Origin of the sequence: Hydrogenophaga sp. NFH-34 (assembly GCF_021401345.1) — a bacterium.
GTDB lineage: Bacteria > Pseudomonadota > Gammaproteobacteria > Burkholderiales > Burkholderiaceae_C > Hydrogenophaga > Hydrogenophaga electricum.
The window spans coordinates 1-22,808 of record NZ_JACBGE010000011.1; the positions used below are offsets into that span (position 1 = coordinate 1).

Consider the following 22,808-nt stretch of genomic DNA (forward strand, 5'->3'; position numbering starts at 1 on the left):
AGAAGTACCTGCTGCTGGCCTGCCTCAACCTCGTGGAGTGCGTGGCCTACATCGGTGCAAAGTAGCAGTCCAAATGAGCCGCTTGCGGCCGGTCAAGATGGGTTGACTGGACGCTCACGTTCGGGCTGAGGTCTGCATTAAGAAGTGAAAAAAAAGGCCAGTGAGCGTCGCGCTCACTGGCCTTTTGGGATGGGTGTTCCTGACTAGGGCGCTACTTACCCCAAGAATCCTTCAACCCCGTCACCCGGTTGAACACCACCTTCCCGCCCACGCCGTGGTCCGCCCGGTCGGCCACAAAGTAGCCGTGCCGTTCAAACTGTAATTTCTGGTCCGGCTTGGCGGCGGCCAGTGACGGCTCCACGTAGGCCGTCACCACCTTCAGGCTGTCGGGGTTCAGCGCGTCCAGGAAGTTCTTGCCGCCCGCGTCGGGTTGCGGGTCGGTGAACAGGCGGTCGTACAGGCGCACTTCGGCGCTCACGCCGTCGGCAGCGCCCACCCAGGTGATGGCGGCTTTGGCCTTGACGCTGTCGGCGCCGGGGGTGCCGCTCTTGGTGCCGGCGATCACTTTGGCGTGCACTTCGGTCACCTGGCCGTCGGCGTCTTTGGCGCCCACGCCGGTGCATTCGATGACGTAGCCGCCCTTGAGGCGCACGACGTTGCCGGGGAACAGGCGCTTATAGCCCTTGGGCGGCACTTCTTCAAAGTCTTCGCGTTCGATCCACACGTCCTTGCCGATCTTGAACACGCGGTCTGGCGGCGGGGTCTGGCCTTCGGCAATTGCCGAGTGGGGCAGGGCGGGCTGGGTGCAGTCTTCGGTGTAGCCGTCGGAGCCGAACACTTCGGCCCAGTTGGTCAGCACCAGCTTGACGGGATCGAGCACGGCCATGCCGCGGTGGGCCTTGTTTTCCAGGTCTTCGCGCAGGCAGCCGTCGAGCGTGCTGTAGTCGATCCACGAATCGCTCTTGGTCACGCCGATGCGTTCGGCAAACAGCTGGATGGCTTCGGGCGTGTAGCCGCGGCGGCGCAGGCCGACGATGGTGGGCATGCGCGGGTCGTCCCAGCCGCTGACCTTCTTCTCGTTCACCAGTTGCGCGAGCTTGCGTTTGCTGGTGATGACGTAGGTGAGGTTCAGGCGCGCAAATTCGTACTGCCGCGGCGGCGGGGCCTTGAGCAGGCCGCCTTCGATCAAACGCTCCATCAGCCAGTCGTAGAAGGGGCGCTGGTCTTCAAATTCCAGCGTGCAGATGGAGTGGGTGATCTGCTCCAGCGCGTCCTCGATGGGGTGCGCGAAGGTGTACATGGGGTAGATGCACCAGGCGTCGCCCGTGTTGTGGTGCGTGGCGCGGCGAATGCGGTAGATGGCCGGGTCGCGCAGGTTGATGTTGGGCGACTGCATGCTGATCTTGGCGCGCAGCACGGCGGCGCCGTCGGCGAGTTTGCCGTCGCGCATTTCGCGGAAGCGGGCCAGGTTTTCTTCGGGGCTGCGGGCGCGGAAGGGGCTGTCCACGCCGGGCTTGCCGAAGTCGCCGCGGTTGACGCGCATTTCTTCGGCGGTCTGTTCGTCCACATAGGCGTGGCCGGCGGTGATGAGGTGTTCGGCCGCGCGGTACATGAAGTCGAAGTAGTTCGACGCGTAGTACAGGTGCTGTTCTGTCTTGCCGCTGAAGCTGCTCTGCCAGTTGAAGCCCAGCCACTGCACCGCGTCGAGGATGGAGTCCACGTACTCCTTCTCTTCCTTCTCGGGGTTGGTGTCGTCAAAGCGCATGTGGCAGACGCCGCCGTAGTCGCGCGCCAGGCCGAAGTTCAGGCAGATGCTCTTGGCGTGGCCCACGTGCAGGTAGCCGTTGGGCTCGGGCGGGAAGCGGGTGCGGATCTTGGCCGGGTCGGGCTGGCCGGCGTCGTGGAAGGCCGCATCGCCCGGGCCGCCGCCCCACTGGCGCTGGGCGTAGGTGCCGTGCTCCAGGTCTTTTTCGATGATCTGGCGCAGGAAGTTGGAGACCTTGTGCTCGGCGCCGTCGGCGGCGGGGGCGTTGTTTTTGTGGTGGGAAGAGGTGTTGCTGGAGCTCATCCGCCCATTCTAGGGCGGCGTCAGCGCTGCAGCGCCAGCGGTTCGGTGCCGCTCGCGAAGGCGAGGTCTACACCGGTTTCCCGGGGGGCCGGGGTGGCGGCCAGGGCCAGTTGCGTCACCGATTCGCTGGCCGGCGTGTTGGCCGCATCCAGCGCGCCCATCTGCCCTTCTTGGAGCGGGCTGCCATTGCCGTTGAACTGGGCAAAGTGGATGAGACCCTGTTCGACCTTCAGGTGCGTGATGCCGGTCAACCCCTGCGCCTGGGCTCGCTGAGCCAGGGCGAAGACGGTGTTGTCCATGCCCGGGTCCCAGGGCAGGCGGTAGCGCTCGGCGAGGTTGCGGACGTGGTGCTCGCTGTCTTGGATGAGCTGCAGGCTCTGCGGTGAGAGGCTCAAACTGGGTTGGAGGCGAAGCGGTGTCTGCTCGGGCGGGGTTGGTGAGCGCGTTGCTTGCTCGTCAGGCAAGGGGTGGCGCGCCAGCGCTTCTTGCAGGTAGCCTTCTTTGCCAAGGGCGGCTTCCCAGGCGGCAGCATTGGCTTGGCGGTCGGCGAGGCCTTTGACCTGATTTCCGATGCTTCCCGTGTTGATGATGGAGCCCGCCTCGACGACATCGGTGCGCGCCTGTCCCTTTGATTGAACGGCGGTTTGCCAGTAGTTGATGGCCAGGAGCTCGGCGTTTGGCTCGTTGGCAGCCAGTTCAGGGTGGTTCAGCAGATCGAGGCCCGTTGATGTGGCGTAGGCAGCGTAGTTCTTCTTGCCGGTAAGTTGCACATAGCCGCGGCCCCGGTAGTTGTAGCCGTCTCCGGGTTCGGTGTTGCCCAAGGCCCTGGCACCGTAGGCGCCTCCGTAGACCTGTTCGGCAACGGTCCGAGCGCGTTCTGTTTTGTCCGGAATGGCCGCAATGTCATTTGCCCGTTGGCTAGTCAGGCCATTGCGGGGGCCGAACACGTCAAACAGGCGGCCGCCGCTGTAGTTCAGGTTTTCTTCCAACTTGGAGAAGTTCTGACTTTCGTGCTGAACCTGCCCCATGAAGTTAGCGAGTTCTTTGGGATCGGTGATACCGCTGCGGTAGGCGTGTGCCAGAAGCGACTCGGCGCGTTGCCGCTGTTGATCGCTGTTCAGATGTGGGACATACGGGGCTGCCACAAGCACTCCTTCGGTTTCATTCGGCATGCACTCGGGTTGCTCAGTTCGTCGCAGGAGGGAGCTGGAGCAATACCGCATCGAAGTTTTCTCGATGCACTCTGTTCGTACAGTACGAATTGCCTCTCGTGGGTGCAGTCTCCACATGCCAGCCGGGAGGGAGGTTTTCAGGTGTCAGGCTGACCGGCGTCTCGGCGTCGCCATTCGCGTAAAAGAAGGTGCCTTTTTGAGACACTGCCTTCACGTAGGGCCAAGCCGACATCGTGGTCCCCGACGACAGGTATTTCTTGTACTCGCTGGGTTTGTCCGGGTAGCTGTATTGCACTTGCCCATGGAGCGAGCCCACGACAAGGTAGGCGTAGCCCGGGTTGTCTTTGGGCTGGCCGGCGAACTTCTCAAACCCTGGCGAGGCACACAGCGACAGCAGCCGGTGATCGTGCAGTTCGCAGGAGAAGCCGACCGTTTCCTGAGGTTGGCAGTTGTGGGTCAGGGTTGGTGCGCTGTGCTGGGGGTGCGGCTGGGAAGGGCCTGCAGCGCAGGCGCTGAGCGACAGTGTGAGCGCTGCCCATGCAGGCAGCGTGCCGACGCCGGCGGGACGGTTGAGGAAATGCATGGCAACCCTGAATTTGTAGAAGATTTAATTCATTTTATGTACACCTTCGGGCCCGTGATGGCGCGGCTTGCCACCCGGACTGTGAGCGGATGGGCAAGGGCATGGCGGGCTGCGTCTGCCGTCGTAGGGCTTGAGGGGCTGGCCGGGAAGGGGTGGCCGGGGTGTGAGCGCTGTGGCGCCGGGTGTTTGGGCTTACGCTTTGTTTCGGCTATCGTTGCAATCCAGCCGGCTGAAAAGCCGTGCATCAGCACTGAAACTGGAGGAACCCGATGCAGCCGAACGACAACCCGGACACCGTGAGCGTAGACGAACACTCCCACTGGGAAGCCACGCAGATGGAAGATGTGTTCCTGCCGTCGGTGCGGGTGCAGCTCGGCTGGGCCGATGTGGAGAAGGCGGTGGACCGGGGCGCGATCGTGCCGCAGCACGCGCATGCGCTCTGGGCAGCCTGGGCTGCGCCGGGCAGCCCCACCCGGGTGGGCGCCGACACGCACCAGCCGGCGTTTGAAAACACCGTGGCCGATGACCCTGACCTGCTGCCGGCGTCGGACACGAGCCCGTCGTCTTGGTGGCGTTGGGGTTCGTTGGTGGTGGCCGCGTTGTTGGGGGCCGGTGTGACTTTTTTCCTGCGTTGACGCAGCGGGTTCCTGCCAGCGCCCAGATTCGGCGCGCAATTTAACGTTTGGTAACGCCTTTGACCGAAGAAGCGGCATGCGTTACAGCGTGAACGCCTCTAATGCGGTCAGGGCAGAACAGGTGTTTTGCCCCCAACAGGAGCAAGACGATGGAAACGACAACTTTGCGTGCGGACAGCGGCCGTGGCGCGCGCTGGCTGGCGACGGCGGCGCTGGCGGCCGGTGCCTGGGGCTTGAGTGCGATGGCCACCCAGGCGCATGCGCGGGACGACGTTTACTGGTCGATCGGTGTGAACTCGCCCGGCGTGTCGGTGGGTGTGTCCAACGCGCGTCCGGTGTATGTGCAGCCGGCACCCGTGTACGTGCAACCGGCGCCGGTCTATGTGCGACCGCCACCGATGTATGTGCAGCCGGCACCTGTGTATGTGCAGCCGGCCCCGGTGTACCGGCCGGGCTATTACGTGCAGCCGGTGGTGCAGCCGCAGCCGGTCTATGTGTACCCGGGCTGGCGCCATGGGCACAACAGGTGGCGCGATGACGACCGCCGCGGCCCGCGCCACCGTGACCGCGACGATGACCGCCGGGGTGGCAACCGCTACTGATCGCCGAGTTCGCAGGGCGGTTACATCGCCTTGAACAGCGGGGCGTAGAGCCGGCTGACGGCCCAGCGCCCGGGGTGGTTGCGCAGCGTCAGATGCAGTTTGCCGGCCTCGTCGCGCAGCACGCTGTGAATGGCGGTGGCGCGAACCACGGTGCTGCGGTGGATCTGCCAGAACACGCTGGCGTCGAGCCGGGGCAACAATTCCCGAAGGGGCGTGCGAATGAGCAGTTCGCCGCCCCTTTCTGCTGCGTGCGCGGTGGTGATCACGCGCACGTATTTGTCGGCTGCTTCGAACACCAGCACCTCGTCCACCGGTACCAGGCGCAGGTGGGTGCCGGCATGGGCCTGGATCACTTTCAGCGTGGCGTGGGGCGGTGGTGCCAGCAGGGCGCGCAGGCGCTGCAGCGTGGCGTCATCGGGCCGCAGGGCGTCGCGGGAGGCGGGGGCCACCAAAGGGCGCCGTGTCGCCAGCAAGGCCTGCACCCGTTGCACCGTGCGTGCCAGTCGCTCCGGCACCACGGGTTTGAGCAGATAGTCCACCGCCTGGGCCTCGAAGGCCTGCAAGGCATATTGGTCGTAGGCCGTCACGAACACCAGCACCGGGAAGGGGGCCGCATCGGGCCCGCTGTCGGGCCACTCTTCGGCCAGCTCGGCCGCGGCCTCCAGGCCGCTCTGGCCGGGCATGCGGATGTCGAGAAACAGCACGTCCGGCCGGCAGGCCAGTGCCTGCTGAACGGCCGCCACGCCGTCGCAGGCCTGGGCCACGATGCGCAAGTCGGGCCAGGTTTGCGCCAGTTCGGCCTGCAGCGCGGCGGCGAGCAGGGGTTCGTCTTCGGCGATAAGGGCGGTGGCGTTCATGGCGATGGGGTGGCCGCTGCGGGCCACAGCGGCAATTGCAGGCGAACGCGGGTGCCCTGGCCGCGGGCACTGTGCCAGTGCAGGCGGGCTTGCGGGCCGTAGGCGTTGAGCAGGCGCTCGCGCACCTGGGCCAGGCCGAAGTCTTCGGTGGGGTCGCCGTCGCAGCCGATGCCGTCGTCGCGCACTTCGAGCCAGAGGGTCTGGCCGTCGCTTTCGGCGTGCACGGTGATTTCGCCGCCGCGCCGTGCGGGTTCGAGACCGTGGCGGATCGCGTTTTCCACCAGGGGCTGCAGCAGCAGTGGCGGCACCGGGTGGCTGGCCAGGGTGTCGGGCAGCGTCAGGGTGCAGCGCAGGCGCGCGCCCATGCGCACGCTCATCAGCGCCAGATAGTCACGCAGGCGGTCGTATTCGTCGGCCAGTGGGTGCCGGGTGTTGCGCGAGGCCTGCAAAGTGGCGCGGAGGAAGCGGTTGAGCTGGTCCAGCATGGCGATGGCGCGCGGGGGATCGGTGGCGATCAGGGCCCGCAGATTGGCCAGTGTGTTGAACAGCATGTGCGGCTCCAACTGGCTCTGCAGCAGGCGCAACTGTGATTCAGCAGCCAGGCCGCGCGCCTGCAGCATCTCGCGTTCCAGGTAAGCGCTGCGGCCCCGGCTGTAGAAGTAGTAGACGCCCACCACCGTCGCCACCAGCGTGATCAGCAGGCTGCGGCGGATCTCGGCCTGCAGGTCGACGGACGTGTTGGTGTGGTACCAGCCGAAGCGTTGGCACAGCAGGTCGGCCAGGGCATTGCCCAGCAGGTAGCCGGTCGCAATACCGGCCAGCACCAGCAGCACACCCGGCCAGCCGTGTGGCCAGCCCGTGCCGCGAGCTGCGGGCAAGGCGTGTCGGCCAAGGTCGATCACGGCCCAGGTGATAAGGCCGATGCACAGCGAATAGGCCAGCAGGGGTTGCCAGGGCCGGTCGGGCGCAAAACCGTATTGCAGCGCCGCGATGGCCAGGCAGAAACCGGCGGTCTGGGCCGCGTGCCGTGCTGCCGATGACCAGGGAATGGGCATGCCGAGGATTCTAGAGGCCGGTGTGCCCGTGTGGGGCTGCGGAGCGTCAGTCGCGGGGGTTGAGCCCGAGGCGGATGCGTTCGCGCTCGACCTGTTTTTCCAGCACGCCGCTGCCGTGCAGAAACACCACCACGCCGTGGATGGCCAGACCCAGGCCCCAGCCGAGCGTGGGGAAAATGGCCCAGTCGCGGCCGGCATGTTGCGCAAGGGTCCAGAGAAGCAGGGTGACCAGCGCGTACACGCTGGCGTGCACGTACCAGCCCAGTTTCATGCCGGCACGGCGGCGGGCGAGGTGTTCCAGGGTGTCGGGGTGGGGGTGCATGGTGGGGTTTTCTCCAGTGGGTTGAGGGCTCAGGCCAGGTTGGGGGGCGTCGGAAGGGTGGGGACCGTTGTGGCCAGAGCGGTGCGCCGCGCCAGATGGAGCAGCCGCATGGCGCGACCGGCGAACAGTCCGCTGAACAGCCCGTACAGGGCACTGATGCCCCAGGCCGTGGGCGCGTGCCGAACCAGTTCCGGGTGCAGGACCAGGGCCACGCCCACGGCGTACTTGGTCAGAAAGACCGCGAGGATGAGGATCAGCGGGATCACACTGCCGGGGATGCTGAAGCGCTGCCGCACCGTGTCGTAGCGGGTGCCGGCAGGCGGCGCACGGTGTGCGGTGCCGAGGTAGCTCACCACCGCGGTGCCCAGCCAGACGGGGACGGCAAGGGTGTGTCCGGCGAACGTGGAAAGCACGCCGTAAAACGACAGGCTGGCCATGGCCAGGCCCATGACCAGCACGCGGCGGAAACGGACCTCCCGCGCGAAACACTGGGTCAGACCGAGCCCGAGCAGGCCGGCCAGCAGCATGAAGACGGCAACGGGGGTGTGGCGGAGGATGTCGAGGATGGGCGGCATGGTGGGCTTCCGGGGGGAGATGGCGCGCACTGTGCCGGTTGCCGATGGCGGCAGCCACCACTTTGCGACGGGTCGCGGCTGCTGCTCGCGAAATGCCGCGCCCGTGCCGTGAAATGTCACCGCCTTTACCGGGGCGAAACCCGGCAAACGGGTGCTGGCTTCCTAGAATGGGCGCCAGCATCAGGCAGGAACAGACCGCTATGGATCGTCGGACGGGACTCAAAAGCATGGGCGCAGCGGGGCTGGCGCTGGCCTTCGGCATGGGGCTGAGCGCCTGCTCGGCCATGGCGCCGGGCCCGCGCACGGTGGAGGTCTCCGAGGCACGCCTGGCCGAAATGCTGGCGCGCCACTTTCCTGTGGACACGCGCTACATGGAGCTGTTTGATGTGTCGCTGACCCACCCGCGCCTGCGGCTGCTGCCCGCGCAGAACCGCATTGCGACCCAGATGGACTACACACTGGGCAGCGCGCTGACCGGCGGGCGCAGCCTGCAGGGGCTGCTGGAGCTGAGCTACGGACTGCGCTTCGAACCGAGCGACGGCACGCTGCGGCTGGACGCGGTGCGTGTGGAGCGCTTCGATGTGCCAGGCGTGCCGGTGGCCCAGCAACCGCGGGTCAGTCGCCTGGGTGGTGTGCTGGCCGAATCGGTGTTGCAGGACGCGGTGGTGCACCGCCTGCGGCCCGAACAGTTGCAGACGCTCGCGGGCTGGGGGTACGAACCCGGGCCGCTGCAGGTGGTACCCGGTGGGGTGCGCCTGACGCTGATGCCGGTCAAGCGCTGAGGTTTTGCGAGGCGCCGGCCCCTTTGTTCAGATGGACGGCGGCACCGAGGGCAGGGATTCGTTGTCTTCGTCGCGCAGGGTGAAGCGGAAGGTGGCGCCTTGGCCTGGGGTCGACACCGCGGTCATCACCCCGCCATGGCGCTGGACGATGCGCTGAGCGGTGGCCAGTCCGATGCCCAGCCCGGCGAATTCGTGCGGCTGGTGCAAGCGCTGGAAAGGCTGGAAGAGCTTTTCGGCGCGCTTCATGTCGAAGCCGGCGCCGTTGTCGCTGACGCAGTAGAACGGCTGGCCGTCGACGATGTCCTCATAGACACGGATGCGTGCCTCCGGCGTTTGTGAGGTGTACTTCCAGGCGTTGTGCAGCAGGTTCTGCAGCAGGGCCTCGACCAGGGCCGGATCGGCCTGCGCCTGCAGGTGGGGCTCGACGCGCCAGTCCACGCGGCGCTCGGGCGTTTGCAGTGCCAGGTCTTCCAGCAGCCGCGTCGACACCTGGCTGATGTTCACCGGTTCGCGCCGCAGGTCGCTGCGGCCGATCTGGGCCAACTGCAGCAGGCCGTCGATGAGTTCCCCCATCTTTTTGCTGGCGCCCATGATGCGGGCCAGGTGCTTGTGGCTGACCGCGTCGAGCGCCGGGTTGTCTTCCTCCAGCGCCTGGGCAAACCCGTTGATGACCCGCAGGGGCGAGCGCAGGTCGTGCGCCACCGCGTAGGAATAGCTTTCCAGTTCGTCGTAGGCAGCGCGCAGTTTGCGCGTGCGTTCCTGGATGCGCTGTTCCAGCGAGGCGTTCAGGCGGCGGATTTCGATCTCGGCGCGCTTGCGGTCGGTGATGTCCTGGGCCACGGCAAAGGCGCGCACCGCGTGCCCGTCGGCGTTGCGTTCGAATTCGGCACGGATGCCGACCCAGCGATCCTTGCCGTCGATGCGGATGCGGTAGTTGCCGTTGAACAGCGTGCTTTTGAGCGCTGCGCGCCACTCGGCCGCAAAGCGGTCGCGGTCGCGCGGATGCACGATGTCCAGCAGCTCGGTCGAGGTGTATTCCCCTTTGGGCAGTCCCAGGCGCTGGTGCGAGTTGTGGTGGGCACGGATGCGGTCGCCCTTGATGTCGGCCTCCCAGCTCGCAAACCCCGACAGGGCCTGGGCCTGCCGCAGCAGCCGTTCGTTGGTGCGCACCGTTTCTTCGGCCGCCTTGAGGCTGGTGATGTCCTGCACCACCGAGATCAGGTAGTCGGGCAGGCCATTGGGCTTGCGCACCATGGACACCGTCAGGTGCGCCCAGACCGTGCGGCCATCTTTGCGGCGGTAGCGTTTTTCCAGCGAATAGCTGCTGCGTTCGCCAGCCAGCACCTGTTTGATGAGCACCTCGTCCGGCCCGATGTCGTCGGGGAGGGTCAGGTCCTGAAAGCGCATCTGGCGCAGTTCCTCGAACGAATACCCCACCAGCCGGCAGAAGGTGCCGTTGACGCGCTGGAGCTGACCGTCAAAGCCGACGTGCGTGATGCCGGCGGCAGCATGCTCGAAGGTGTCCAGAAAGTGCTGCTGGCTGTCTCGGATGTGCTGGTTGCTTTCCTGCAGTTGCCGGTTCTGGGCCTGCATGCGCCAGATCGCCCCGATCACCACCAACTGGGTCACCAGAAACCAGGTGTTGAGCCAGAAGGCTTCGGCCGGGTTGGTGATGGCGAGCTGGAAGTACGGGTGGACGAGCAGAAAGTTGACCAGCACCATGCCCAGCAACGTGCTGAACAGGCCGGCGGCAAACCCGCCATACAGCGCCGACAGCGCGGCAGCCAGGGAAAACGTGATGAAGCGCCCGCCCGATTCGGCCGGCGCCAGCCCCTGGCGCAGCCACAGGGCGGCCAGCGTGATGAGCAGCGCCATGCCCAGCCGCTGCCAGAGGCGCAGGCGATCAGGCTGCCAGTGCAGCAGCCTGAGCCACCAGGGGCTGTCGGCGGTGGGCGCAGCTTCGGTGATCAGTCGCTTCATGAAAAGGCGCTGGGGCGCGGTGTTTGCTGCGTTATACCCAACATCTTGCCGGCGTGGTGTCGGTGACTGCACGGGGCCGCAGGTACCAGGTGCACCCGACGGGCGTTTTCAGCGGGCCAGCGCTTGCAGGCTGTTGTCGATGGCTGCCGCCGTGTCCAGCGGAATTTCCATGGGAAAGAGGTGGCTGCCAGGCAGCATGTTCAGGCGTTCAGGGTGCTGTTTGCCCACCAGACGCTGCGTCATCGCCATGCCCACCTGCTTCATTTCCAGCGATTCGGTGCCGCCCAGGAAGGCCACCGGGCACTGCAGGGGGTGCTTGCGCAGCAAGCGGTCCAGGTTGTGGGGCAGGGTGTTGTAAATGGCGGTTTCGACATCGCGGTCGAAAACCAGCTGTCGCTGTCGGCCGTTTGGCGTGTCCACGTCCACCGTGCCGTGCTCGATGTAGTCGCGCAATACCTGCGGGTCCCAGCGGGCAAAGGCCTTTTTGTGCTGAAAGTGAGCCAGTGCCTCGTCGGCGCCGGGCCAGGTGTTGCGGCGCTTGCGGCTGATCTTGCCCGGCGAGAGCGATCCCACCAACTGGGTGTGTTTGGCCAGGGCCAGCGCACGGGCGCGCCAGCCACCGAGCACGGGCGAGTCGAGCAGCAGCACCCCGCGCACCGGGTGGCCACCCAGCGTTGGGTGGCGGGCGGCGCACATAAGGCTGAGAAAGCCGCCCAGCGAATGCCCGACCAGCCAGGCCCCTTTGCCATGCCGCTCGATCTCGGGACCGGCAAAGTCGGCCAGTTGCTGCACCAGGAGCGGCCAGTTGCTGGTGACCGGGTACTGGGGTGCATGCCCGAACTTCTCCACGGCCCGCACCGTGTAACCCCGCGCGCGCAGGCTGCGAAAGAGCACCCCGTACGTGCTGGCCGGGAAGCTGTTGGCGTGGGAAAAGATGATCAGCGGCATGGTTCAAGAATGCAGGGAAGCGTCAGCAGCGATCTGCGAGGCGGTGGCGTGAGGGCAGTGACTCCTGCCAGGGTGACTCTGCTGGATGCCCGCCTGCGCGGGCATGACGGCGCTTCGCCCGCGACCCGCGCAGCAGTGGCGCATGGGGGCCAGAATCCCGCGCCGGGCCGTTCCCAAGCGGGATTCGCACCCCCTCGGGGGGCAGCGACCCGCGCAGCGGTGGAGCGTGGGGGCCAGAAGCCCGCGCCGGGCCGTTCCCAAGCGGGATTCGCACCCCCTCGGGGGGCAGCGACCCGCGCAGCGGCTGAGCGTGGGGGCCCACATTTTTCAGATCAGCTTTTCCTTCGGGCTGCTGATCTTGCGCAGCGGCAGCGCGCGCGCGCCTTCGCAGCGCAGCGGCACTTCGGTGTGACTGCCGTCCCAGGTGGGGTGCTCGATACCGTCGAACACCTCGCGCAGCTTCTCGCCCCAGACCCGGCGCACCATCAGGAAATACGGGTTGTTTTCGTCGATACAGGTGATCTTGTCGCTTTGCAGGCGGTCGGCCTCATAGACCACGAGGTCCAGCGGCAGGCCCACCGACAGGTTGGACTTGAGGGTGCTGTCCATCGACACCAGCACGCACTTGGCGGCTTCGTCCAGTGGTGTGTCGGGGGTGATCACGCGGTCCAGCACCGGCTTGCCGTATTTGGATTCACCGATCTGGAAGAACGGCGTTTCGGGCGTGGCCTCGATGAAGTTACCGGCCGAATAGACCTGGAACAGGCGCATGCCTTCGCTGCCGATCTGGCCACCAAAGATCATGGACACGTTGAAGTCCACACCGGCGTTCTTGAGCGCCTCGCCGTCGCGTTCGAACACGTGGCGCACGGCGGCGCCCAGCACCCGTGCGGCGTCGAACATGCTGCGGGCGTTCCAGATGGTGATCGGCTCGCCGCCTTCTTCATCGGGCGGCAACTGCTCGATCTGCAGGATCTCGCGCACCGACTGCGAGATGGAGAGGTTGCCGGCCGAGAGCAGGCACATGAAGCGGTCGCCCGGCTTCTCGTAGACGATCATCTTGCGGAAGGTGCTGATCTGGTCCAGCCCCGCATTGGTGCGGGAGTCGGAGAGAAAGACCAGGCCGGCCTTGAGCTTGACGGCAACACAGTAGGTCATGGGTTTCCAGCGATTTTTTTGAGGGTGTAGAGCTGCTCCAGCGCTTCGCGGGGCGACAGGGCGTCCGGGTCGATGGCGGCCAGCGCGGCCACCACCGGCGGGGTTTCGGCTTCGGGAGCGGCTGGCGGCGGCGCGAACAGGTCCACCTGCGAGCGGCTGCTTTCGCTGTGCGATTCCAGGGCCGCCAGCGCATGGCGCGCATGCTGCACCACGGCCGCCGGCACGCCGGCCAGGCGGGCGACCTGAATGCCGTAGCTGCGGCAGGCGGGCCCGGGTTCGATCTGGTGCAGGAAGACGATGCCGGCCTTGCCACCGCCTTCGGCCGCGCTCACGTGCACGTTGACGGCACCGTGGTGGCTGGCGGGGAATTCGGTCAGCTCGAAGTAATGGGTGGCGAACAGCGTGAAGCAGCGTGCCTTGTCATGCAGGTGGGCGGCGATGCCCCCGGCCAGCGCGAGGCCGTCGAAGGTCGAGGTGCCGCGGCCGATCTCGTCCATCAGCACCAGCGAATAGGCGCCCCCTGGACGGGGCTGTGCCCCGTCCTCCCCCCGAGGGGGGGCCGTAAGCTTGGGGCGGCCCGGCGCTTCCTTCGGTGTGACCGCGTTCAGGATCTGCGCCGCTTCGGTCATCTCGACCATGAAGGTGGATTGCGCGTTGGCCAGGTCGTCGGCGGCACCGATGCGGGTGTGGATGGCGTCGATAGGGCCCAGCCGGCAGCTCTGCGCCGGCACGTAGCTGCCCATGCTGGCCAGCAGGGCGATGACCGCCACCTGGCGCATGTAGGTGCTCTTGCCGCCCATGTTGGGGCCGGTGATGACCTGCATGCGCGCCTTGGGACCCAGCACGGTGTCGTTGGCGATGAAGCTGCCGCCCGTGGTCTCGTTCAGGCGCGCTTCCACCACCGGGTGGCGGCCGCCACGGATTTCGATGCAGGGCTCGGGCGTGAAGGCCGGTTCGCTCCAGTTCAGCGTGAGCGAGCGCTCGGCGAGCGCACACAGCGCGTCCAGCGCGGCCATGGCGCGCGCCAGGCGGGTCAGCGGGTCGATGAAGGCCTGCAACTGGTCCAGCAGGTGTTCATAGAGCCACTTTTCGCGCGCTAGCGCCCGCTCCTGCGCGCTCAGGGCCTTGTCCTCGAAGGCCTTGAGTTCGGGGGTGATGAAGCGCTCGGCGTTTTTCAGCGTCTGGCGGCGGCGGTAGTCGTCGGGCACCTTGTCGATCTGGCCCTGGGTGACCTCGATGTAGAAGCCGTGCACCTTGTTGTATTGCACGCGCAGGTTGGCGATGCCGGTGCGCGCGCGCTCGCGGGTCTCCAGGTCGATGAGGAAACCGTCGCAGTTGGTCTGGATGGCGCGCAGCTCGTCGAGCTCGGTATCGAAGCCGTCGGCGATCACGCCGCCATCGCGCACCAGCGCCGCCGGTTCGGGCTGGATGGCCTGGGTCAGCAGTTCGGCGCAGCCGGCCGGTGGCATCAGATCGGCGGCGGTGCGGGCCAGCAAGGCGGGGGTTTCGGGGCCGAGGGCGCTGGCCAGCGACTGCGACAGGGCTTGCGCACGGGCCAGGGTCTGGGTCAGGCCGACCAGCTCGCGCGGGCGCACCTGGCGCAGTGCGGTGCGGGCGGTGATGCGTTCCACATCGCTGGCGCCTTTGAGCGCGCTGCGCAGGCGCTGGAACAGGCCGTCGCGTAACCGCCCGATGGCGGCCAGCCGTTCGCGGGCCTGGGTGCGCTCGCGCTGGGGCTCCAGCAGCCACTGGCGCAGGGTGCGGCTGCCCATGCCGGTGTGGCAGGTGTCCAGCAGCGACAGCAGGGTGGGCTGGGTTTCGCCGCGCAGGGTGTGGGTGAGCTCCAGATTGCGGCGCGTGTTGAGCGGCAGGTCGATCAGGTCGCCACTGCGCGCCACCTGCAGGCTGCGCACGTGCGTGAGCGCCTGGCCCTGCGTGTGTTCGGCGTAGGCGAGCAGGGCGGCCGCCGCAGCGTGGGCGTCGCGCAGGTCCTGCGCGTCCCAGGCGGCCAGGCTGGCGGCCTGCAACTGTTCGAGCAGCTTGCGTTCGCCCAGCCCGGCGTCGAAGGCCCAGGCTGGCCGCACCACGGCCACGGTGCGTTGACCACTGGTCAGCGGCTGTGCCGCCAGGGCCTGCAGGCGTTTTTCGAACGTGGGCGTCACTTCGGCGCTGTAGAGCACTTCGCCGGGGTTGATGCGCGAGAGCCAGTCGGGCAGGTCGTCGCTGTCGCACTGCGCGAGGAAGACGATGCCCTGCGTGACCGAAAGCCAGGCCAGGCCCAGGCCGGTGCGCGCGCCGGGATGCACGGCCAGCAGCACCGCTTCGGCCTTTTCGGACAGCAATTCGGTGTCGGTCAGGGTGCCGGGCGTGACCACGCGCACCACCTTGCGCTCCACCGGTCCCTTGGCCGTGGCGACGTCGCCCACCTGCTCGCAGATGGCCACCGACTCGCCCAGTTTGATCAGCCGGGCCAGGTAGCTTTCCACCGAATGGAAGGGCACGCCAGCCATGATGACGGGCTCGCCGGCAGACTGGCCGCGCTGCGTGAGCGTGATGTCCAGCAGCCGCGCCGCCTTTTCGGCGTCGGCGAAGAACATCTCGTAGAAGTCACCCATGCGGTAGAACACCAGGGTGTGCGGGTACGACGCCTTGATGGCGAGGTACTGCTGCATCATGGGGGTGTGGCGAGAATCGGAAGATCCTTGATTTTCCAGGGGATTTTCCATATCTCGTTGATTTTTCAAGACTTTTCCCTCATCGCCAACTCATCGCGCTAGAAATTTAGACTCCATCTACATGCATCAACATACAGCTACACTTCCATTTTTGGTGTAGTTTTTTTTGCCATCCTCAAGAAAACTACACCACGCAGAGCGGTGCAGAAAAAAACTACACCTAGCGAACACTTCAACTGAGTCACAGCACAACGGAGAGCACACCAATGGAGTTCGATGCGCGACAGGCGAAGATTCTTGCACAAGGCTCAAACCTGACCTTCGACTCACATCCGGGCCTTAGGCTGACAGCCAGGCAAAGGAAGAAAACGTGGTCCTACCGGTACAGGAGTCCGGTGGACGATGCGCTTCGTCAGATCAAGATCGGGGAGTGGCCTTCCATGTCGTACCATGCGGCCGTTGCCAAGTGGGAAAAACTCAGGCAAGACAGAGAAGATGGCCTCGACCCGGCACTGGAAAAGAAGAAACGTAGCAAGAGCAAAACGAGCACGCAAGCATCGGGTACAGAAAAAACCGTGAGGCAGGTATGCGACATCTACCTGGCAGGGCACGTCAAGAATCGAGCCAAGAAGGGGCGAGATGAAGTCGCCCGAACTTTCGATACGATGCTCGGAGATATCGCAGACATGCGAGCTATAGATGTGACGCGGAAGATCGCATTTGCACACATCAAGCAGTACGACCATATCCCCGTCCAGGCTTCAAACCTACGTCGTGAGCTTGGCGCTGCATGGGACTACTGCCTCGATTCAGGCGACCTACCCGATAACACGCCTAACTGGTGGCGGCAGATCCTTCGCGGGAAATTGAAGTCCAAAGGCCCCAAGAAGCTTGGTGTGCATAAGGGAACCGGCAAGAGAGTTTTAAGTCCGGATGAGGTCGGTGAACTTGTCCGATGGCTTCCTAACTTCTCCAGGGCTGTTAATGATTTCTTGACAATCTATTTGTGGACCGCAGTTAGAGGGGCGGAAATTGAGAAAATAGAGGGAAGGGAAATATCAGAAGAGAAAACCGGGGTTTGGTGGACGATTCCCAAGATCAAGACAAAGAACAAGAATCGCGACGATGCTGACGATCAGCGTGTCCCATTAATTGGAAGAGCCAGAGAGATAGTTCTTCGTCGAAAAGAAGCCTATGGCGATGGTTACTTGTTCCCATCAAGTGGGGAGTTGGGATACTTTACCCAGAAATCGGCCGGAGTGGCGGTATACCACCACATGCCATATAGTAGAACTACGCCCAATCGGGAAAGAGTGCGTCTCACAGTTGAAAACTGGGCGCCGCATGATTTGAGGCGAACAGCAAGGACGTTCCTTGCCTCACTGGGTTGTCCAAGAGATATTGGGGAGGTAATCCTTGGCCATATTTTGGAAGGCGTCGAGGGAACTTATAACCGATACACCTTTGACAAGGAAAGGAGGCATTGGTTAACTAAGCTGGACTCATATCTTGAGTCGCTTGTGAGCAGGTGACTCTGGATTTCCGAGCGCCAGTGTTTGCCGGTGGTGGAATATCAGAGACAGGTCTATTCTCAGCCCACTCAACGATTTCACGGTAGAGCCAAGCTGATCTCCTTTGAGACAGTTGGCGCGGGGCAGGAAACTCGCCCTTGATGACCATAGAGTGGATCAAGGAAGCGGAGAGTGTAGTCAGTCTCAGCACTTCATCATGCTCAAGATACAAGGGCGGAATTGAATCCAGTTTAGCCATGATGAACATCATGGAGTAAACAAAAGAAAGTCAATTCTCAAATGTCGCAGCAGGAAGGGGGGAATTCAATAGCTGCGGCAAACTGAGTATTGCACGCATCGGACCCCGTTTCGTTTGAAATCTGCGAGATGAGTGAGCCCACAATCGATCAGATCTCGCTCAAGCGAATCAAGGTCGGAATCATCCAGGCATGCGATCTCCAGCACCATCTGACCTGGGTAGCTGGACAGGTAGTAGCGCACCCAGGTGGTGTTGGCCACCAGCTCCGCAATGCGCATGAAGCGCTCAAGCTTCATCTCGCTTTCCCGGAAGCAAGGGCGTCGATTTGCTCTGTTCGGAGTCTTTTAACAATCTCCGGTGACTTCCCTATATTGCACGTCCTATGGGCCTCTCGAAGATCGCCATACTTCAATGGACCGTCAAATGGCATCAGATTTTCTCGAAGCACTTCTTTCACGCATGAGTTTTCGGCGGTGATGGTTTCTGGTTGAATCAGTAGTTCATCATTTGCGCTGCGCATTTGAAGAACAATGGCGGAAATAATTGCGCAGAGGATTACGAAGGCAAATGAGACGGCAAACAAGTTGGACCAATCGCCATGATCTTTTGATTTTGTTGCTCGCATATTTTGGTGCCCCATAATGGATTTGTGAATGTAGGATTATTTTCTATACGATCGATATTCAAACCTCCTCGAAGATGCTGATCTGTCTTTTTTCATTGATGGGCTTCATCAGGAACACACGACTTGATCTCGAATCAAGGGCGTTGTCCGGATCACGCATGCTGTCGGCCAGGGCGATAAACCTTTCACGATCAGCTTCACCGCGGAGCACTCGGAAGTCGGTATCTACGACCTGGTTGACCCGAGCCCACTGGTTCCAAGCGAAGCTGCGTCCCAGACCCACGCACGTGTTGCTCGAAGGGAAGCAGTCGGCGTTGCGAACCAGGTCTTCCCACTTGGCTCCGAACTCGACCTCATCGAATCGACTGTGCTTGCCGGTCAATGCACGGCGTTCCAGCCGGAGGGCATCCTCAAGAAGCTCAGGGTGGTGGGCAGCCAGCCAGAACAGCTCCCAGTGTTTGGATGCCGGGCAGAAGAAGCAAGCGCTCTTGATGGGAACCATGTCCGCGCCGATCGATTGGGCAATGGCCCGCACGCACTCAGTGCGCGTCCATTCGATGATCTGAAGCGGGTAGAGATAGGCGAAGTCAGCATCGTGCTCGGGCAGGTTCTTCGAGCGCCGCAAGTCGGCCCGGCCGCAGTCGTATCCGATCAGCTTTGTGATGCGCCTGCCCTCTGCCTGTGCTCGCTCCCATATGGGGTGCGGGGGCTTAGCAGCGGGACCACGCTTGCACCCTTTGATGAATTGGTCTTGTGGCCCCTGCTTCCACTTGATGCTGCAGCTCTTCATGCCGAAGGCCAAAGAGGGCAGCGTCTCGTTCTTCCAGCAGTTCCCGTAGAGGTCGGAGTAGCCGGTACGCTCCAAGGTCTTCTTACGCACCGTTTCGATCAACGGCCAGCCCCAACTTGCCAGGATAGTGTTCATCCGCTCGGCGTGCGTGATGCTCCCGGGCTTTTCACCGCCTGTGTCAGCGAAGGTGATGAGTTCAGGTTTGATCCCGGCCTCATGTAGAGCCACCAGCATCGCCGTGGAATCGACGCCGGAGCCAAAGCAAACCGCCAGGAGCTTGCCATCCAGAGCCGCGTGGAGGGCGTCGATCTGGTGTGGCATGAGGATGGCGCTCATACCAACCTCGACAGGTTGATCTCCTGAATTTGCTTGAGCGCCAGAGCATGCAGTCGGCGATCGGCTCTGCCAAGCACATACAGTAGATCCTGGCGTTCAGGGACATATACCCTTGCGAACTTGGGATCGTGCAGGGCAATCGACGAGGTATTGCTGATGAGGTCGGCGCACTTGATCGTCTGAACCCATCCAGGGGCTGCAGCCAGTCGGGCACGCGCCAAGGCCTTGCGAGTGGCACGGTTGCCCTCACCCAGGTCAGAAAGGAGGGTGACTCCATGCGCCACCTCGACACCGAATCGGCTTTCGATCTCGGCCTCCGAGATGCCGCAGTCCTCTCTCGTGTCATGGAGATAGGCCGTGGCCAACATCCCACCGACCGAGACTTCCGAAATCCATTCGGCGGCGACGGCCGAGACCGTCCCCGCGACCTCGGCAAGGTGGGTGAAGTAGGGATCGCCTGTGTATTTACGCTTCTGGCCTGCGTGAGCCTGAAGCGCAAAGGTCATTGCATCAAAGGCGAGGGATTGCTGCATGTGAGTCCTGGAATCGGGCTCTTCGTGAGCCTTAACCCAGAATCACATGCAGCAAGTGCAAATCAAGTCTGAAAAGAGTGAAATCAGCCCCTCGGATCGGCGCAGTAGCAGGCGGACGGCGGTACAGCGCAGGCTTCAAGGCGGGCTCTGCTTGAGCACCACATCGCCAATGGTGTACGCAACGATCGCCAGTGCCAAAAGGCCGATGAGGGCGAGGATCGGGACAAGTTCCACGTTCCTTTGCCAGAAGCTTTCTGGGCTATCGATTTCAGTGTGATTCATGGCTGTTTTCGAGCGCTCAAATTTGGACGCTGCTCTGTGGATGGATGATGGCCGAAGGCATGCATGGCAGACAGGCGTTGAGTGACCATCACGTTCAAAGGACATCCTCCTTCTCACATTGGATGACAGTCGCCACCGGCTCGGGGTCATGCGTGCAGCGCAACTGAAGTCCGTAGTGCGTCACACCCGGAGAGTTGGGGTTGGGGTCGCGGTGGTCGGCTAGCGCCTTGTCCAGCACCTTCTGCACCTCGTAGGCACGCCTACCAGCCAGGTGAACTCGGGTGTTGTGGATGCCCAGTGAAGCGCCTGGCAAGAAACCAAGAGCACGACTCATCTCGTGAGTCAGACTCTCGATGCGATCAGCGATCTCGCAGAAGCGGTCGGCGTTCTCGACCCGGTAGGTGGGGACACGCTCGAAGCGGAATGCATGGCTGATTTCTCGAACCTGCCCGATGGCCAGGCGGCTGTACAGGTCCAGCGCCGCGGAGATGGCGTCAGCCTGCTCAGGGGTAACTTCGATAGTGATGCGGGTCTTAGCGGTCATTGTCTTTTTCCGAACACTGGTTCACGCCCTTTTCCGCCTCCGAGGCTACGGAATCAACCAGCCGCTGCCACTCTTCTCGCTCTCGACTCTGAGCAAGCATCTGCTCCGTGCGCTTCCTGCCTTCTTCGATATCGGCCTCAGTGGGTTTCATTATCATGAGCCAAAGGAACGCAACGCCTATGCCAGCAGCGTAAGCGAGCAGTTCATCAAGGTCTTTTATCCCTGACGCGATCATTAGTTCAGGCCTCAGCCATGTCGCGATCTAGGCCAAGGTACTCCCTGGCTTGCCCAAGGGTGAGGCCTTCGCCATCCACCTTTTTGCAGATAGAACCGTCCTGCCCGATCTCCAAACCGATCTTGTGGCTTCTGCTGATGATGGTCCGTCCTGACCAGACCACGACCTGAAAATCATTGTCCTTCGCGTCTTTCACGAGGATCTGGATGGGGCTGAGATCGGCGATATCCATGGAGCGCTCCGAAGGGTAGTAGTTCTGCAATACTCCCCCCGCGTACCCGTAAGTCAAAAATGAAAAAGGCCCCCAATGCGTGCACATTGGGGGCCTCGTTCAGTTCAGTCTGGAGTTCTTTGGCAACTTGGCCGACAGCCAGTCATGAACATCGGCACGGATGTTGCGGCCTTGCAGGATGAAGTCTTCGTAGCGGCTGGGCACGTAGGGCACGTACAGCAGCCGCATACCGGCTTCTTCCGGCAGGCGAGCGCCTTTGCGTGCATTGCAGACGGCGCACGCGCTCACCAGGTTCATCCAGGTGTACTCACCGCCTCGCGATTCCGGGAAGATATGCTCGGCCTGCAGGCGCCGCCAGTCAAACACATCGCCACAGTAGGCGCAGGTATGCCGGTCGCGCACGAACAGCTTGCGCCTTGTCACCGTGGGTTCGACTTCATGGAGGTTGACCCGGGAACATCCACGTAGAGCGATGATGGGTGCGATCTCCATGCGAGATTGCCGGCCCAGGCGGACATTGAATCCTCCACGTAGGGTTGTCAGCGGGGTGTCGCCGATCGTCCACGCCACGTCCTCTGTGGCGTAGTGCAGGGCAGCCTGCTCCGCGGTGATCCAGGCCTGCGGTGTTCCCTGGATGTCGAGCTGGAGGACTTGGAGGGGATGCATGGGAAGCTCCTTGTGGTTGGGGTGCACGGCCGGGGCCGGCCCCATCCCCAGGAGTCAACCCTTGACCTGATTGCGTGACATGCCCCGTCATTCAGATCGGGGAAGAATTAGCGCCGGGCGAAGCCCGACTTGAACTTTCAATGCTGGGCAATATCATGGATGAATGTCCAGTGAGCGCCTGCAAGCCTTCAAATTCGAGTTGATGCCCGATAGTGCTCAGACTCGCTTGTTGGGTCGATTCTCTGGAGCCTGTCGCTTCGTCTACAACAGGGCGCTGGCCTTGCAAAAGCTGCGGTTCGAGGCGGGCGAGAAGAAGCTGGGCTACGCGGCTCTGTGTCGCGCCCTCACCGAATGGCGTCACGCACCAGAGACGGCCTGGCTGGCGCTCGCACCGGTTCATGCTCAACAGCAGGCGCTCAAGGATCTGGAGCGGGCCTACGCCAACTTCTTCGCCGGCCGCGGCGCCTTTCCGAAGTTCAAGGCGCGTGATCGGGGCCAGGGCCTGCGGTTTCCCGACCCCAAGCAGTTCAAGCTGGATCAGCCCAACGCCCGTGTCTTCATCCCCAAGCTCGGATGGGTGCGGTACCGCAAGAGCCGGAACGTGCTGGGTGATCTCCGCAACATCACCGTCACCGAGTGCCTGGGCCGCTGGTACGTGAGCATCCAGAGTGTCCGTGAGGTGGCCATCCCTGTTCACCCTGAGCAACAGCGAGAGATCGGCATCGACATGGGAGCGCGCAAGGACTGGGCGCTGCTGATCGGCCAGGACGGGGCGATGGTCAAAACCCTGAACGCCTACCGCGCGGCCGAGCACCGGCTCAAGCACTACCAGCGCTGCCTCTCTCGCAAGAAGAAAGGATCGAAGAATCGGGCGAAGGCACGGTACAGGTTGGCCAAGTGCCACCAGCGCGTGACCAACACCCGGGCCGACTTCCTGCACAAGGTCAGCCACCACCTCACCCGCGACTACGGCGTCGTCTGCATCGAGGATCTGAAGGTCCAGGTGATGACCGCGGCGAAGGTCAATCCTCGCCAGCGCAACAAAGCCATCCTCGATCAGGGCTGGTTCATGCTGCGCACGCTGCTGGAGTACAAGGCCGAGTGGCGCGGTGGTCTGGTCATTGCAGTGGATCCAGTCCACACGAGCACCACGTGCAGCATGTGCGGTCACAACGATCCCGGGAACCGGAAGTCGCCAGACAAGTTCGAGTGCCTTCGCTGCGGGCACGCGGATCAGGCGGACAAGAACGCCGCCAAGAACATCAGAAGGGCCGGGCAGGCCCGGATAGCCTGTGGAGAGCACGTCAGACACCGCTCCGGTGGTGCAGGCTCCGCGAAGCAGGAACCCATCGAAGCGACTCGTCAAGGTCCAGCACCTTGATA

At 63.5% G+C, this 22,808-nt stretch carries 25 protein-coding genes; 5 read left to right on the forward strand and 20 right to left on the reverse strand.

Annotation, left to right across the window (positions count from 1 at the left end; all coding sequences use genetic code 11):
• Positions 1–211: 211 nt before the first annotated feature.
• Genes L0977_RS11730 through L0977_RS11740 form a run of 3 tightly spaced genes read right to left on the reverse strand, consistent with a single transcriptional unit; the run spans position 212 to position 3,823 of the window.
• Entirely contained in the window at positions 212–2,068 is a 1,857-nt protein-coding gene (locus tag L0977_RS11730) for a glutamine--tRNA ligase/YqeY domain fusion protein (RefSeq protein WP_234265055.1), read from the reverse strand.
• 20 nt (positions 2,069–2,088) lie between these two features.
• Positions 2,089–3,240 (reverse strand): glycoside hydrolase family 19 protein, encoded by a 1,152-nt coding sequence (locus L0977_RS11735; protein WP_234265056.1) that lies wholly within the window; start codon positions 3,238–3,240, stop codon positions 2,089–2,091.
• Between the two features lie 13 nt (positions 3,241–3,253).
• The gene (locus tag L0977_RS11740; RefSeq protein WP_234265057.1) at positions 3,254–3,823 is read right to left on the reverse strand and encodes a hypothetical protein; all 570 of its coding nucleotides are present in this window, start codon (positions 3,821–3,823) and stop codon (positions 3,254–3,256) included.
• A 269-nt stretch (positions 3,824–4,092) separates the two neighbouring features.
• Between L0977_RS11740 and L0977_RS11745 the strand changes: the two genes are divergently transcribed.
• Together L0977_RS11745 and L0977_RS11750 are read left to right on the forward strand one after the other, a co-directional pair.
• Positions 4,093–4,458: a hypothetical protein gene (locus tag L0977_RS11745; RefSeq protein ID WP_234265058.1), complete on the forward strand. Its 366-nt coding sequence runs from the start codon at positions 4,093–4,095 to the stop codon at positions 4,456–4,458.
• Between the two features lie 149 nt (positions 4,459–4,607).
• Entirely contained in the window at positions 4,608–5,060 is a 453-nt protein-coding gene (locus tag L0977_RS11750) for a hypothetical protein (RefSeq protein WP_442786632.1), read from the forward strand.
• Positions 5,061–5,080: 20 nt separating this feature from the next.
• Here the strand turns inward: L0977_RS11750 and L0977_RS11755 are convergent, their stop codons facing one another.
• From L0977_RS11755 to L0977_RS11770, 4 genes are read right to left on the reverse strand one after another with little or no spacing between them, the layout of a single operon-like run.
• Positions 5,081–5,917: a LytR/AlgR family response regulator transcription factor gene (locus tag L0977_RS11755; RefSeq protein WP_234265059.1), complete on the reverse strand. Its 837-nt coding sequence runs from the start codon at positions 5,915–5,917 to the stop codon at positions 5,081–5,083.
• Positions 5,914–6,972: a sensor histidine kinase gene (locus tag L0977_RS11760; RefSeq protein ID WP_234265060.1), complete on the reverse strand. Its 1,059-nt coding sequence runs from the start codon at positions 6,970–6,972 to the stop codon at positions 5,914–5,916. The genes L0977_RS11755 and L0977_RS11760 overlap by 4 nt, the downstream gene beginning before the upstream one ends.
• Before the next feature lie 46 nt (positions 6,973–7,018).
• Positions 7,019–7,294, reverse strand: a complete 276-nt coding sequence (locus tag L0977_RS11765; RefSeq protein ID WP_234265061.1) for a 2TM domain-containing protein — start codon at positions 7,292–7,294, stop codon at positions 7,019–7,021.
• A gap of 29 nt (positions 7,295–7,323) precedes the next feature.
• A complete protein-coding gene (locus L0977_RS11770) occupies positions 7,324–7,869 on the reverse strand; it encodes a DUF6622 family protein (protein WP_234265062.1) in 546 nt (181 codons plus the stop codon).
• A gap of 200 nt (positions 7,870–8,069) precedes the next feature.
• Here L0977_RS11770 and L0977_RS11775 point away from each other — a divergent pair, with 200 nt between their 5' ends.
• Entirely contained in the window at positions 8,070–8,651 is a 582-nt protein-coding gene (locus tag L0977_RS11775; protein ID WP_234265063.1) for a DUF1439 domain-containing protein, read from the forward strand.
• A gap of 27 nt (positions 8,652–8,678) precedes the next feature.
• Here the strand turns inward: L0977_RS11775 and L0977_RS11780 are convergent, their stop codons facing one another.
• The 4 genes from L0977_RS11780 to mutS all read right to left on the reverse strand — a co-directional run bounded on the left by L0977_RS11780 (position 8,679) and on the right by mutS (position 15,463).
• Entirely contained in the window at positions 8,679–10,631 is a 1,953-nt protein-coding gene (locus L0977_RS11780; protein WP_234265064.1) for a PAS domain S-box protein, read from the reverse strand.
• Positions 10,632–10,739: 108 nt separating this feature from the next.
• Positions 10,740–11,579, reverse strand: a complete 840-nt coding sequence (locus L0977_RS11785) for an alpha/beta fold hydrolase (RefSeq protein WP_234265065.1) — start codon at positions 11,577–11,579, stop codon at positions 10,740–10,742.
• A gap of 327 nt (positions 11,580–11,906) precedes the next feature.
• Positions 11,907–12,737 (reverse strand): proteasome-type protease, encoded by an 831-nt coding sequence (locus L0977_RS11790; protein ID WP_234265066.1) that lies wholly within the window; start codon positions 12,735–12,737, stop codon positions 11,907–11,909.
• A complete protein-coding gene (mutS, locus tag L0977_RS11795) occupies positions 12,734–15,463 on the reverse strand; it encodes a DNA mismatch repair protein MutS (protein ID WP_442786633.1) in 2,730 nt (909 codons plus the stop codon). The genes L0977_RS11790 and mutS overlap by 4 nt, the downstream gene beginning before the upstream one ends.
• 215 nt (positions 15,464–15,678) lie before the next feature.
• On the opposite strand from mutS, the gene L0977_RS11800 reads away from it, so the two are divergent.
• Positions 15,679–16,944: a tyrosine-type recombinase/integrase gene (locus tag L0977_RS11800; RefSeq protein ID WP_234265068.1), complete on the forward strand. Its 1,266-nt coding sequence runs from the start codon at positions 15,679–15,681 to the stop codon at positions 16,942–16,944.
• On the opposite strand, the gene L0977_RS11805 is transcribed toward L0977_RS11800, so the two are convergent.
• The 9 genes from L0977_RS11805 to L0977_RS11845 all read right to left on the reverse strand — a co-directional run bounded on the left by L0977_RS11805 (position 16,904) and on the right by L0977_RS11845 (position 21,425).
• The gene (locus tag L0977_RS11805; RefSeq protein WP_326491064.1) at positions 16,904–17,194 is read right to left on the reverse strand and encodes a helix-turn-helix transcriptional regulator; all 291 of its coding nucleotides are present in this window, start codon (positions 17,192–17,194) and stop codon (positions 16,904–16,906) included. The genes L0977_RS11800 and L0977_RS11805 overlap by 41 nt on opposite strands.
• A gap of 53 nt (positions 17,195–17,247) precedes the next feature.
• A complete protein-coding gene (locus tag L0977_RS11810; RefSeq protein ID WP_234265069.1) occupies positions 17,248–17,478 on the reverse strand; it encodes a hypothetical protein in 231 nt (76 codons plus the stop codon).
• A complete protein-coding gene (locus tag L0977_RS11815; protein WP_234265070.1) occupies positions 17,475–17,822 on the reverse strand; it encodes a hypothetical protein in 348 nt (115 codons plus the stop codon). Before L0977_RS11815 ends, L0977_RS11810 begins: the two co-directional genes overlap by 4 nt.
• Before the next feature lie 43 nt (positions 17,823–17,865).
• Positions 17,866–18,933 carry a hypothetical protein gene (locus tag L0977_RS11820; protein ID WP_234265071.1) on the reverse strand — a complete coding sequence of 356 codons (1,068 nt, stop codon included), beginning with the start codon at positions 18,931–18,933 and terminating at the stop codon, positions 17,866–17,868.
• Positions 18,930–19,466, reverse strand: a complete 537-nt coding sequence (locus tag L0977_RS11825) for an HD domain-containing protein (protein WP_234265072.1) — start codon at positions 19,464–19,466, stop codon at positions 18,930–18,932. The genes L0977_RS11820 and L0977_RS11825 overlap by 4 nt, the downstream gene beginning before the upstream one ends.
• 135 nt (positions 19,467–19,601) lie before the next feature.
• On the reverse strand, positions 19,602–19,748 hold the full coding sequence (locus L0977_RS11830; RefSeq protein WP_234265073.1) for a hypothetical protein: 147 nt from the start codon (positions 19,746–19,748) through the stop codon (positions 19,602–19,604).
• A 94-nt stretch (positions 19,749–19,842) separates the two neighbouring features.
• Positions 19,843–20,292, reverse strand: coding sequence for a hypothetical protein (locus L0977_RS11835; RefSeq protein WP_234265074.1), 450 nt, complete (start codon positions 20,290–20,292; stop codon positions 19,843–19,845).
• Positions 20,293–20,531: 239 nt separating this feature from the next.
• Positions 20,532–20,759, reverse strand: a complete 228-nt coding sequence (locus L0977_RS11840) for a hypothetical protein (RefSeq protein ID WP_234265075.1) — start codon at positions 20,757–20,759, stop codon at positions 20,532–20,534.
• A gap of 99 nt (positions 20,760–20,858) precedes the next feature.
• On the reverse strand, positions 20,859–21,425 hold the full coding sequence (locus L0977_RS11845) for an HNH endonuclease (RefSeq protein WP_234265076.1): 567 nt from the start codon (positions 21,423–21,425) through the stop codon (positions 20,859–20,861).
• Between the two features lie 163 nt (positions 21,426–21,588).
• Between L0977_RS11845 and L0977_RS11850 the strand changes: the two genes are divergently transcribed.
• On the forward strand, positions 21,589–22,806 hold the full coding sequence (locus L0977_RS11850; protein WP_234265077.1) for an RNA-guided endonuclease InsQ/TnpB family protein: 1,218 nt from the start codon (positions 21,589–21,591) through the stop codon (positions 22,804–22,806).
• Positions 22,807–22,808: the final 2 nt, after the last annotated feature.